Annotated in this window: 8 protein-coding genes, 1 pseudogene and 1 riboswitch; of the genes and pseudogenes, 6 read left to right on the top strand and 3 right to left on the bottom strand. The window is 66.2% G+C overall.

Translation table 11 applies throughout. The features are described from left to right. The first annotated feature begins 67 nt into the window (after window positions 1-67). The 5 genes and pseudogenes from CXR29_RS00645 (at window position 68) to CXR29_RS00625 (ending at window position 3,838) form a co-directional block, all read left to right on the top strand. A complete protein-coding gene (locus CXR29_RS00645) occupies window positions 68-538 on the top strand; it encodes a nucleoside 2-deoxyribosyltransferase (protein WP_018022529.1) in 471 nt (156 codons plus the stop codon). Further along, window positions 528-1,535, top strand: a complete 1,008-nt coding sequence (locus CXR29_RS00640; protein WP_096167725.1) for a thymidylate synthase — start codon at window positions 528-530, stop codon at window positions 1,533-1,535. The genes CXR29_RS00645 and CXR29_RS00640 overlap by 11 nt, the downstream gene beginning before the upstream one ends. Next, on the top strand, window positions 1,490-2,287 hold the full coding sequence (locus CXR29_RS00635; protein WP_096157498.1) for a class I SAM-dependent methyltransferase: 798 nt from the start codon (window positions 1,490-1,492) through the stop codon (window positions 2,285-2,287). Before CXR29_RS00640 ends, CXR29_RS00635 begins: the two co-directional genes overlap by 46 nt. Beyond that, the gene (locus tag CXR29_RS00630) at window positions 2,288-2,713 is read left to right on the top strand and encodes an NUDIX hydrolase (protein ID WP_127363571.1); all 426 of its coding nucleotides are present in this window, start codon (window positions 2,288-2,290) and stop codon (window positions 2,711-2,713) included. A gap of 135 nt (window positions 2,714-2,848) precedes the next feature. Continuing rightward, window positions 2,849-2,968: riboswitch (TPP riboswitch) on the top strand. Between the two features lie 94 nt (window positions 2,969-3,062). Continuing rightward, window positions 3,063-3,838 (top strand): annotated as a pseudogene (locus tag CXR29_RS00625) (3-oxoacyl-ACP reductase). A 224-nt stretch (window positions 3,839-4,062) separates the two neighbouring features. Here CXR29_RS00625 and CXR29_RS00620 read toward each other — a convergent pair. Then, window positions 4,063-5,520: an MFS transporter gene (locus CXR29_RS00620; RefSeq protein ID WP_096157496.1), complete on the bottom strand. Its 1,458-nt coding sequence runs from the start codon at window positions 5,518-5,520 to the stop codon at window positions 4,063-4,065. A gap of 437 nt (window positions 5,521-5,957) precedes the next feature. Here CXR29_RS00620 and mobF point away from each other — a divergent pair, with 437 nt between their 5' ends. Further along, window positions 5,958-9,389 carry a MobF family relaxase gene (mobF, locus tag CXR29_RS00615; RefSeq protein ID WP_241241526.1) on the top strand — a complete coding sequence of 1,144 codons (3,432 nt, stop codon included), beginning with the start codon at window positions 5,958-5,960 and terminating at the stop codon, window positions 9,387-9,389. Between the two features lie 63 nt (window positions 9,390-9,452). Here mobF and CXR29_RS00610 read toward each other — a convergent pair whose 3' ends face one another. Both CXR29_RS00610 and CXR29_RS00605 read right to left on the bottom strand, forming a co-directional pair. Continuing rightward, window positions 9,453-11,318 carry a prolyl oligopeptidase family serine peptidase gene (locus tag CXR29_RS00610; protein ID WP_096167728.1) on the bottom strand — a complete coding sequence of 622 codons (1,866 nt, stop codon included), beginning with the start codon at window positions 11,316-11,318 and terminating at the stop codon, window positions 9,453-9,455. Next, the gene (locus tag CXR29_RS00605; RefSeq protein WP_096167730.1) at window positions 11,318-12,721 is read right to left on the bottom strand and encodes an FtsX-like permease family protein; all 1,404 of its coding nucleotides are present in this window, start codon (window positions 12,719-12,721) and stop codon (window positions 11,318-11,320) included. Before CXR29_RS00605 ends, CXR29_RS00610 begins: the two co-directional genes overlap by 1 nt. Between the last annotated feature and the right edge of the window lies 1 nt (window position 12,722).

Genomic DNA, 12,722 nt, shown 5'->3' with positions numbered 1-12,722 from the left:
CAGAACAGCCCCTCCTCGTTCCGATCGGTAGAGCTAACCACTTCGACTCATGAAAGGAGCCGTGACGATGACGCGAAAGATGTTTCTCGCCGGCCCGTTCAAAGCTCTCGTCGACGCCGACACCCATGTGATGGGCGACGCCGCGATCGACAAGTACACCTCGATCATCGACTTCTTCGAAACCCAGGGGTGGGATGTGCACTGCGCCCACCGCAGAGAGCACTGGGGCCGTGAGTTCATGGAACCCAGCGAATGCACACGCATCGACTACACGGAGATCGCCGCCTGCGACGTCTTCGTCGCGTTCCCCGGCGCACCGGCATCCCCGGGCACGCACATCGAGATCGGGTGGGCCTCCGCCTGGAACAAACCCATCGTCTTACTCCTCGACGAGGGAGCCGAGTACGCGTTCCTCGTCCGAGGCCTCTCAGCGGTCGCCGACGTCCAGATGATCACCATCGATCCCGAGCAGCCCACCGGACCACGCATCCTCACCGCGATCGAGCACGCGCAGGCAGGAGCCGTCAGTGAAGCCTGAGTATCCCGACCTCCACACGCTCTACCTGGATTCCCTGCGACAGGTCTACACCGGGTTCGAATACCAGAACAGTCCCCGCGGGCAGGACGAACGCGAAATCATCGGCTACACCGCACGCCTGACCAACCCGGCCCGGCGGTACTGCTTGGCCAGGTCTCGTCGGCAGAACATCATCTTCAACTACGCCGAAGCACTGTGGTACCTCTCAGGGAAGAACGACCTCGACTTCATCCGCACCTACGCACCCTCGATGAGCCGGTACAGTCCCGACGGCCTCAGCCTGCCGGGCACCGGGTATGGTCCCAAACTGCTCAGACACGTCGGCGACGAGACTGCGATCGAACGAATCGTGAACACCCTCCGCGAGGATGACCCTGCGAGCAAGCGTGCCGTTCTGCAGATCTTCGACGACTCCGAAGACATCTACCGCCGCAACATCGACGTCTCCTGCACGCTGGCTCTCCAGCTGTTGCGCCGTGAGGACCGTCTGCACATGGTCGCGTTCATGCGCGCCAACGACGCGTACATGGGACTGCTCAACGACACGTTCTCCTTCACGTTCATCCAAGAATTTCTCGCCTCGATGCTGGGCCTGACCCCGGGTGTGTACATCCACAACGTCGGCTCGATCCACATCTACGAAAAAGACCTCACCAAGGTGCACACCCTCCTCGGCGGCGATGATCAGACGATCGTGGAGGAACCCAGCACTCTTCCACGGCTGCCCTCGGGGGCGAGCCTGGACCAGGTGCACCAGGTCCTCGCCCTGGAGAAGTCGATCCGTGCAGACGAGCTCCCAGGCCGCGCACTGGCGACCCTTGATCTTCCGGAAGCGTGGGTCGACATTGTCCGCCTGTTCTGGATCCACCGGCAACTCCAATACCAACGACCAGTCGACCCATCGATTATCGGCGACCTCCATCCCCTCCACCGGGAGCTGGTCGTGAGCCGATGGCCCAGCATCGAAAACGCGCGTGTGAGGGCGGTGCAGCAGTGACGACATCATGGACGACTCCGGCAGTCTCAGCAGGGTTCGATGCCTATGACGACTATGTCGAAAACCGACTGGCTTATACCCCGCTCGTCAATGACCTCCAAACTGCTTGCGGCCGAGGGGGGATCGTGCTCGATTATGGGTGCGGCAGCGGAAAAGTCTCACGACGCCTCCTCGACGCCGGAGCCGCAGCACAGGTCGTCGGAGTCGACATCAGCACCGACATGATCACCCTCGCCCGGGCGCAGACCCCGCAACCGGCCGCGCGATTCCACACCATCGACAGCGGCCACGTTCCCTACCCGGATGACACATTCGATGCGATCGTGTGCTGCTTCGTATTCATCAACGTGCCCACACGCGAGGAACTGAGAGCGATCGCCCGCGAGCTCGCCCGAGTGCTTACACCGACCGGCAGACTCTTCATCGTCGATAGCAACCCGGCGGCCACAGGAGTACCGTTCCCGACCTTCCGCAGCGGCGAGCCCGGCAGAGGCTACCGTGACGGAGACGAACGCAAGGTCAGCTTGCAGATCCCCGGCACCGGGATCCTCGAGCTTGTCGACCGGCACTGGTTCATCAGCACCTACGAGGCGGTGCTGACCGAGGCCGGCTTCACAGTCGACAAGGTCACCGACCGCGGAGCACAAACCGTAGAGGACGTCGGCTCCCAGGCACCTATCGACCATCCACCGTTCATGCAGATCACAGCCCACCTCCAAGACCACTCCGAGTCGACGATCGGGGCGGGGTAGATGACGCGCGACGCTTCCTACCCGAAGCCGGCGACGCTGGCGGCAGTGGTCCGAAAAGGACGTGTACTCCTTATCCGGCGTGCCCACATGCCCGACGCCGAGCGCTGGGCATTCCCCGGGGGCAAGATCGAACCCGGCGAGACCCTGACCGCCGCGACCGCGCGCGAACTCGCCGAGGAAACAGGAGTCCTCGCCACACCCGGTGATGTCTTCGATGCTGTCGACGTCATCGATGCCGACCACAATCTGCATTACGTCCTGATCGCAGTGCTCTGCCGATGGGAACGAGGGGAACCGGTCCCGGACGATGACGCACTCGAAGCGGCATGGTTCACCCTCGAGGAAATGGTTGCGATACCGGTCGCGGAAACATTCAACGTCCGCGCTATCGCCCAAACCGCGCTCGAGCTGGAACGCAAGCAATAGGAACACTCAAGAAGCCAGAATGCCCATTTGCCGGATAGCACGTAGTGATATCAGGTGTTCTGTGACAGCGATTCCAGTAACGAAGAATCAGGCCGTCCGAAGCTTGTGGAGAGTGTGGTTTCCGTGATGTGATGGTGGCGTGACACGGGGCGCCGCCCGTTCCAGCTTTCGAGCACGGGACGTGGTCGGCTGAGATGACACCCGTTGAACCTGATCCAGTTAGCACTGGCGAAGGGAATGTCCGGACTTTCACCCGCCGACAATGTTGGCGGTGTCAGCGCACCGAAGAGCAACTTTCGCTCTTCGGTGCGCACGGGTTGCCTTCGCCTCGATATCGAGAGGCATACACATGGCACACACTATTCTCCCCCTCACCGAGCAGATCGTCCTCGTCACCGGCGGCGCCCGCGGACTCCGAGCTGCGATCACTCGCGCGTTCCTGGCCCAGGGTGCGCGAGTGGTCATCGACTACCACACCTCCCAGGACGCCGCGGAGGACCTCGCCGCCGCCCACCCCGGAAAGGCGATCGCAATCCGGGCTGATGTCCGCGACCGCGCCCAGGTCGATGCCCTCGTCGCTGAGGCCGCCGATCGCTTTGGCGGTCCGATCACCACGGTCGTGAACAACGCGCTGGCTGACTTCTCCTTCAACGGCGACGCCCGCTCCCACGCGGACCAGATCTCCTACGAGGAGATCACCGCACAGTTCACCGGCTCCGTGCATGGGCCTCTCAACGTCATCCAGGCCACCCTTCCCGGCATGGTCGAGGCGGGCTTCGGCCGGATCGTCAACATCGGTACGAACCTCTTCCAGCACCCCGTCGTGCCCTACCACGACTACACCGCGGCGAAAGCAGCGCTGCTGTCCCTGACACGCACCTTCGCCGACGATCTCGGCCCGCAGGCCATCACGGTGAACATGGTCTCCGGGGGCTGCTGCTGACCACCGACGCCTCGGCGGCGACCCCTGAGGCGGTCTTCGAGGGCATCGCCGCGGGCACCCCGCTGCGGGCGGTGACGACGCCGGATCAGCTCGCCGACCCAGTCGTATTCTTCGCTTCCCCGTGGGCCAGGGGTGTGACGGGTCAGAACCTCATCGTCGACGGCGGACTCGTCAAGGGGTGAGCGGCGTGGAAGGCAAGCAGGCCCACTTCAACCTCTTCATCCACGGTGTCGGTCATCGCAGCGCGGCCTGGTGGTCACCGCCACGTCGTGCAGCGCAACGACCGACTGCGCCTCGTCCCTGAACACCGTGACCACGCCTCTCTCATCTCACTCTTCGTTTAAGCAGAGCCCCTGCAGAAGCCCCGTTCATTCCCTTGACGGACACGCCGTCAACACCCTTCGGTCTAGATTTCTGGGGCGCTCTTCTCTCCGTGGGCTCGGAGCATGCCGAAGGCGACGAGGCCCGCCGCGAGCACGGTCAGAGCGATTCCGCCCCAGGTGACCGCGAGTCGGAACTCCGCGGTCTGCTCGGTCGGCCAGGCCGATGCGGTGAGGTGCCCGGTGAAGATGGCGGCGAGGAAGGTTCCGCTCAGGGCGATGCCCACGGCGGTTGCGAACTCGCCGGCTGTATCGGCCAGGGCCGCGCCGACGGTGGTCCGGTCTTCTGGAACTCCTTTCATGACGTTGGTTCCCGCGACGACGCCGACGACCCGCATTCCCGCCGCGACGAGCACGAGGGCCACAGCGATCCAGACGTATCCGACGCGTCCCAGAAGCGCGTAGACGGCCAGGCCCACGACGACGGCAGAGGCGCTGAGCCAGGCCGCTCGATCGAGTCCGAGCTTGTCGACGAGGATCGAGATGACGGCGCCGCCGGCGACGAGGACGATCACTTGCGGAAGCATGCCCAGTGCTGCCTGGGCGGGCGTCCATCCCCAGTCGAGCTGGAGCTGAAGTGCAACGAGGTACCCGATACCTGCGACGGCGAGGTTGGCTGCGCCTTTGAAGGCCAGTCCGCTGGACACGAGCGGGCTCGCGATCAGCTGCAGGTCCAGCAGGGGGTATTGGAACGAGCGCTCGCGCCAGGCGAATGCTGCCGCGAAAGCGATGGTCGCGGCCACCCCGGCCCAGGGGAACCAGGTGTCTGCGCCCACTTCGACGAAGAGGGCGGGGGCGAGCAATGCGGATGCGATGGCCGCGGTGCCCAGGATGGCTCCCCAGATATCGACAGGATCGCGGTGAAGCTCTTCTGGCCGGTCGGCGGGAATGCCTTTGCGGATCGCGATGAAGGCGATGGCTGCGATCGGCACGTTGACCAGCAGCAGGGTCTGCCACGGTGCGATGGCGAGGACGAAGCCGCCGGCGATCGGGCCGACGGCAAGGCCGATGAGTCCTACGGTGGAGATCACCGTCATCGCGCGTACCCGGAGGCGGTCATCGGCGAAGAGCCGGAACGCGAGAGCCAGGGAGCCCGGCGTGGTCATCGCGGCGGCCACCGCCATCGCCGCGCGAACGGCGATGAGCTGCCCGGCAGTGGCCACGAAGGCTGTCGCGAGACTCGTCATCCCGAGCAGCACGAGCCCGGCCAGCATCATCTTGCGTCGGCCGATGCGGTCGGCGACGGCGCTGAGCGCGAGCATCAATCCGCCGAACACGACGGAGTACACGCCAGTCACCCATTGCAATGCGGTGGCGGTGGCCTGTAGTTCCCGGCCGATGGTGGGCAAGGCGACATTGAGGATCGAGTTGTCGAGCATCTCGAACAGGAACACGGCCGACAGCCCGGCCAGCGCGATCCACGCGTCCTTCAGCGTGTGAGGCGGCTGCGCGGCCTCGGACTGGTGGCTGGGACGACGAATCATGGGTCACTCCTTCTCGGTGAAGAAGTGACGGGCCGTTCGTCCCGTGTGTGCTCGTGCGCTCTGTAGAGAGCCTCGTCTTCAACAGCGACGCACGTTTTTACTTCCGATGATCCCAAACTACCACTCGAGCGACACGCGTTTCAGGAGGCGAGCCTCCCCGCCCCTTCCTCCTGGTCCTAGTGTCTGTTCGACCTCGCCACAGTCTCAACACTCGTCTCCGCCCTCACCCTGACTCCTCCATACCGGATCGCTGGACCACCCAGAGCTGTCTCGACTCATCGGCTCCAGCCCGGCAACTCACCCTCGCGATGGCCTCCCCGATCAGCCCCGCCGCCTGAAGACACAAATAAATGGACGCATGTTACCGGCGGTAGTGCCCGCGCACCTTCCTCACGAAGCGACTCGTGAGGAAGGCGGTGACCGGCATGAAAGGCGGCGTGACCCTCTTTCGTGGACCGGGCACGGCCGCTCGCCGGTACCTCGAATCCGACCGGTCGACCGCGGATGACTATTACCTCGAAGGCGGCACGGCGCTGGCGGACTTCACCATCACCAACGCCGCCGGTGAGGTCGTCGCGAACACCGGGCTGGACCCGGAGCAGTACGCGGGCTGGGTGGACTGGACCCATCCGCTGACCGGGGAGCGGATGGGCATCCCGCGCGAGGCTGGCGAGGTCCGGAAGGGCTCCCCGCGGTTCGCGGAGATGGTCGTCAACACCCCCAAGAGCTTGTCGATCGCCGCCGCCCTGCACCCGGAGGTCTCTGACGCCCTCGACGCCGCGCAACAGGAGGCGGTGGCCGAGATTCGGCGGTGGCTGGCCCAGCACGCCTACACGCGGGTTGGCCCGCGCGGGGAGCAGGAGATCGTGCCGGCGGAGTCGTTGCAGACGGTGGCCGTGGTGCACCGCACCAGTCGTGCCGGTGACCCGCACCGGCACGTGCACTTCCAGATCGGCACCCGCGTGCCCGCCGCGGGCAAGTGGCGTGCCCTCGATACTGCGGTCCTGTTCAAGCAGCAGGGCGCGATCCGTGCACTCGGTGCCGCGGTGATCGCCGCCCACCCGCAACTGGCCGCAACCCTGGACCGGCACGGGCTCACCCTCGATCCCGTCACCGGGGAGGTCACGGAGCTGGAGCAGTTCAACCCGGTGATGAGCAAACGTGCCCATCAGGTCGAACGCAACCTGAAGCAGTTGGAGGCCGAATGGGAGGCCGCACATCCCGGCGAGGAGCCCGGCCCCGTCGTCCGCGCGCGGCTGCTGCATAAGGCGTGGGCGCATGAGCGGCCGAACAAGAAACCGTCCGACCTTGGCAACGAAGACGCCTGGCGGCAGGAGCTGGTCGAGGCCGGTTACGACCCCGAGACCCTCACCCGTGCACCGACACCCGTGCGGGTGTCCGTCGATGACCTGCGCGTGCAGGAGGTCGCGAACCGTGCTCTGGACCGGGCTGCGGCGGGTGGGTCGACGTGGACGGTGCACACCGTCCGCGAGCACGTCACCCGCATCACCACCGACCACGGCGTGCAAGCGACACCTGCGGAGTTGCGCGAGTTCGTGCAACTCGCCACCGACCTTGCAATAGGAGATTGCTTCTCGGTGCTCCCGCCCGATGCCGTGCACCCTGAGCATGTTGCACACCTCACCTCGCTGCGGGTCGTGCAGGCTGAGACGCAGTTGCGTGACCGGCTCGAAGCGCAGGCCCCGAATCGCGAGCCTCGCCGCCCCGACCTCAGTACGCACGCCGCCAGGCATGGACTCGACGCGGGGCAGGCTGAGGCTGCTGCCGCGGTCGCCTCCCGTGACCCGCTCGTGGTCGTCGAGGGGGCGGCTGGGTCGGGGAAGACGACCATGCTCGCCACCGCCATCGAAGCCCTCGAACGCGACGGCGGGTCGGCGCGGGTGGTGACGCCAACGAAGAAGGCCGCCCAGGTTGCCGGTGAGACGTTGAAGGTGCCGGCTGATTCCGTGGCGGCGCTCGTGTACGCGCACGGGTTCCGGTGGAATGACGACGGTGTCTGGACCCGCCTCAAGCGCGGCGAGACGGACCCCACGACTGGCCGTGTCTACACGGGGCCGCCCGAAGGTGCACGGTTGGTGCGCGGTGAGCGGGTGATCGTGGACGAGGCCGGGATGCTCGACCAGGACACCGCCCTGGCCCTCCTCACCATCATCCGCGAAGCTCGCGCGTCGGTGGCGCTCGTCGGCGACCGCGCCCAACTCCCGGCAGTCGGTCGCGGCGGCGTCCTCGACATGGCCGCGCACATCCGCGGGGCAACCGTGGACATGTCTGAGCTGCACCGCTTCGCCGACGAACAGTACGCGGCCCTGACGTTGCGGATGCGCGACGGGAAGGACCCGGCGGCGATCTTCGACGAGTTGCACGCCCTCGGCTTGGTCCGGCTGCATGCCGACGATGACGGGCTGCGTGAGCACATCGCCGAGCACACGGCCCCCGCCGATGCGGTGACCGTGGCGACCAACGACGAGGCCACCGCCCTGAACGAGCGCATCCGCACCCTCCGCGTCGAAGCCGGCGAGGTCGACGACACCCGCACCGTGACCGGCTCCGATGGTCTACCCATCGGTGTGGGTGATCTGGTGCAAGCCCGGCAGAACGATGCCGAGCTACGGGTGGCGAACCGGCAGGCCTTCACCGTCCAGGGCGTCGGCGAGGACGGTACGGTGCACGCGTTCGAGACCGGCACCGACCGCAAACACAACGTCACGGTCACTCTCCCCGCCGAGTACGTGGCTGAGCATGTGCACTTGGCCTATGCTGCCACCGCCTACGGAGTCCAAGGCGCGACCGTGAACAGTGCGCACACGGTGCTCTCCGACGCCCTCGACGCGGCCGCCGTCTACGTCGGCGTCACCCGCGGAAGCGGCCGCAACGAACTCCACGTGATCGCTGCGGACCTCACGGAGGCGAGGGCGCAGTTCGTCGAGGCGATGGGCCGCGACCGCGCCGACCGTGGCCTGACCGACGCCACCACCCGAGCACACGAAGCCATCGCCGGTCTCGTCAAGGACGGACCAGTCTCGATGATCTCGGAGGAGCTGGCGCGGCTCGACAGGGTGGCGGAGAAGGCGGAGCAGCGGGCGGCCTGGTGGGATAGCGTCGGCGATCAGCTCACTGCGCTGTCGGCCCGGCATCGGGAGGAGACGGGCGAGAGCATCACCGCCCTCGCCACGGCCGAGGAGCACGCCGCCACCGTGCGGGCCAAGACCACCGCGCCGCTCCTGGCCCGAGCAGAGGCCGAGGGCCGCGAGTACCTCGACGCCGCGGGCGAGGAAGCCCGGGCCGCCGGGCGACTCGCGACGGCCGGGTGGTTCGGCAAGCGGCGTGCCCAGCGCGAGCACGACGCCGCCCGCGAGCACACCCAGGCCCTGCGCGGCCGCCTGTCCGCAGAGTGGGGAACCCTGCCACGGCATACGGACGACCTTCACGCGTGGGCGGGCCGTGTCGCCGCCCAGCAGGCCGAGGAGGCCCCCGAGGTGCTGGAGGCCGACGAGACCGTGACCGCAGCGCGGCGGACCCGCACCGGCATGCAGGAGCGGCAGCGCCGCGACCGGCTGACGCTCCTGGCGCGCATCCACGGGGCGGACAAGGTCCGCCGTGACCCCGACCGCTACCTGCGCACAAGCCCCCGCAGGAAAGCAGCCAAGTGGAGGGCCTCGGCCGAAGAGACACGGGCCGAGGCCGCCGAGCTTCGCGGCCTGCCGCCGGATCAGGCCGTGTATCTTATCGAGATCAAACGCGCCGCCGCCGAAACCCGCGAGACAGCACTCCGGGAACGGCAGCTCCCCGAAGATCAAGACCCCACCCGGAGTACTCCCGGCCGAGACGGACCGGCACGCGGCCTCTAGATTGCGGGCCGACCACCTGCTGCTGTTCGAGGAAGGTCCGTGAACCACGTTTCTCCCTCTCCGTCACGGCTCGGTTTGATAGCCGGTTCGGGTCGTGCTGGGCGTTGAGCATGTAGCCGGGTCCGACCGCCCAACTGTTCCTGCGGGTTTGTTCGGTTCGTACGGTGCTCCGAGAACATCGAGCATCCAGGCGTGAGCAAGCGTATTCTCGTCGTCTGCGGCTTCGATTGAACCTCCCGCGAGGTGACCGCCGGGAGTGACTCGTTGGATGACGTGTCCGGGGCGACGTGAGTTCGAGGCGTCGCGATAATGCTGGCTGAAACGATGGATGGCGTCATTGTCAGCTCGGGCGTCGCGCTCAGCCGCACGAATCCAGGCACGTGGGAGTGGATAGCTCTGTGCGGGAAGCTCCTGGATGCGTGCCATGGGCGAGAGGCGTTGGAGGAGATCCCGGATGGCGGGGTCGTGCCGGGGGTCGCCGTACTCAGCCCGGTCGGTTGATGCCAGATTCGATGCCGAATTCGTCAGGGTTGCGAGTGGGTCGAGGAAGGGATGTACGAGGTGCAGGCCTCGCAGCCATGTTGGTTGACGCAGGCATGCGGTGGCTGCGGTCAGTCCGCCCGCACTGGCGGCGGTCACGACGATGCGGTCGGCCGCGATGGCGGGCAGGGCGCGAAGTCGAGCCAAGCAGGCGAGGAGGTCGTCAATTGTGCGGTATCGGTATTCGCCTGTCGCTTGCCGGTGCCATTGCGGGCCCAGCTCGCCTCCGCCGCGAATGTGACAATAGGCGACGGCCACGCCGCGAGCCAGGAGGTCGTCAGTGAAGGGATCGAAGGGGCCTTCGAGACTGATTCCGTAGGCTCCGTACACGTGGACGACCAAGGGGTGCGTCTGTTCTCCTGGTGGGAGGAAGAGCGTGATCGGGATCATCGTGTCGTCTTCGCTTGCAGCATCAAGACACAGGGCGGAGGCGCGCCCGGTGGACTCTAGGGAAAGGTTCTTTCCCACTTCTGCCGGCACCGCCTGGGGTCGATGTACGGGTGATGAGGCGAGGAGTATCAGTTGCTCGTTGCCCGAGTCGAAGGCCGGGAGCATCGTGCCCGCGGGGGGCGCGGTCCATATAGCTTGCGGTCCGTGGGCTGGCAGCCAGATAGCTTGCCGCCCGTTGGCCCTTCCGATGACAAGGAACGCATCGCCTGACGGTTGGAGATGCTCGGCGGAGAATCCGGACGGGGTCTCGGCCAAAACGTGTTCGCGGCAATAATCCCAGAGCCGCCCATTTGGTCGATCGAGAACGACCACTGTCTGCTGCGAGATGGTGACGTCCGCATCAGAGGTGCGCTGTGTCAGCGATTGGCAGGTCGGGTTCGTGTCGTCATGGCCGGAGATGATCCAATGCCGAGCGGTGTCTGAACCGCGGGAGGCAAGAATCGCCGTGTCGTCGGTGACGCTGCGAAGTTCAAGGCGGCGTGTGGAGTCCGGCTCTTCCGATAAGACAGTCGGCCGGGCGCTCTCCGGATGCCACCAGAGCAGCTGGTGCGGCCTGAGGAATCGGTCTCGGCGTATCCAAAGAAGCCCACTTCCAAAGGCGCGCACACGAGGCGAGACGGGAGCTTCGTCATGCGCGAGTTCGACGCCCTTCGCGGCGGCGGTGTAAATCAGGAGTCGGTAGTTCTCGTCACCATCGGTGTCGCCGACAACGGCGAACATGGTATTGCCTGCCGCTGGAAGGAGTGACTCTCCAGCCCGGAGTGTGATCGTCTCGGTGGTCTCGGCACCGGTAGGAGTCTGAAGCCGGATGGTGTGGACGCGCTCTTGCGACGTACGCGCTGGTTCCTGCGCTTGAGGCCGGAGTGTTTCGAGTGCGCGCAGGTGTTCGGCGAGATCACGGATGTGTGGCTCGATGACGCCGACGGCAGTCCGCCCCATCAGGGTCCCTGCTCTCGCAGTTGTGCGCCTGGTCCGTCGCGCAGCGGTGCGATCGTCGGGATCACCAGAATGATGAACAGCAGGAGCCACGAGGCGAGCAACCCGAGCAGCATGCTCGGCAGCGGCCACACCACGACCGCGGCCCCGTCGAGAGCAGCTGCTGACACGAAGGCGCAGACCAGTCCGCCGGTGACCACGGGAACGACTGCCGTGACTGCGGCGGCTATGGACATCGCGAAGCTTTCCGCCGCGATGAGGACGCGGACCTGTCCTGCGTGCATGCCGGCTGCCTGGAGCAAGGCGATCTCGCGTCCGCGTCCGCGAGCCGACAGTGCGACCACCGCCGCGCTCGTGGCGAGCATCGACACGGCGACAACGGCCACGATCGTCCACACATCGGCCAGGTTCGTCGGTGTCCCAGGTTGAAGGATCTGGGTCATCGCGGCCACCGAGTTCACCGCGCACAGCAGCAGGCCGATTCCCCCAAGGCCGGCAGCCAATGGGGCAATCGTCGTGGTACTGACTTGTGCCCGTGCTGCCGCGGCACGAGTGCCCAGTGCCGGCACCACCAATCCTGCGCGCGCAAAGAGCTTGTGAAGGAGCCAGAAGATGAACCTGACGATCTCGGGACACAGGAGGTAGACGGCGATCAAGGCACTGCCACCGGCGTTGACTGCGAGGTTGAACATCGGGCCGGGTCCGGTGGAACCGAGCTGGGAGGCGAAGCTCGAAGCCACGACAAGAGCGGCGGCGACCACGAGGAAGAAGAACCCGCCGATGATCCGGAAGACCGTCGAGAGAGTGCGCCGGCCCGGCTGGTGGAATGTGCGCAGCGCGACGCTGGGTTGGATACGGGATGCCCGCCTGGCGGGCATCAGCCCGCCGACCATCGCCGTGACGACGCTGATGACAACGATCGCCACAGGGGCCCAAGGAGCGATGGTGAATCCCGGCAGGTCGACGCTGGCAGACACTTCCGTATTGAACGCCGGTATCGCCCAAAAACCCAGGAGAGTCGAGGCAAGGGCACCGAGGATCGCACCGCAGAGACTCACGATGACCAGGACAAGTAACGCGGATAGGAACACTGCTCGTGGAGATGCCCCGAGCAGGAGCCAGAGCGCGTGGGAGTGGCGGGTGGCTTGGATGCTTGCGCGACCGACCACGGTCAGGGCGACCCAAGAGACGAGGGCAATCACCGTGTAGATGGTGACCGAGAGGATCTGGAACTCGGCGAGGGGCACGCCCGCGCTGGCGACGGCGGCACGGAACTGCGGGGCGGTCGTCCAAGCGAACTGATGGACGCAGAGACCGATCATCGTCGCGATCACGGCGACGACCGCGATAGCGGGTGCCCATTGCCGCCATTCGTCGGCGAACATTCTCAGAACGTAGCGTTGCATG

The organism is Brevibacterium linens (assembly GCF_003999335.1).
Classification (GTDB): Bacteria; Actinomycetota; Actinomycetes; order Actinomycetales; family Brevibacteriaceae; genus Brevibacterium; species Brevibacterium linens.
Note: the sequence above shows the minus strand (reverse complement) of the source record. Positions and strands in the feature narration are given on the sequence as shown.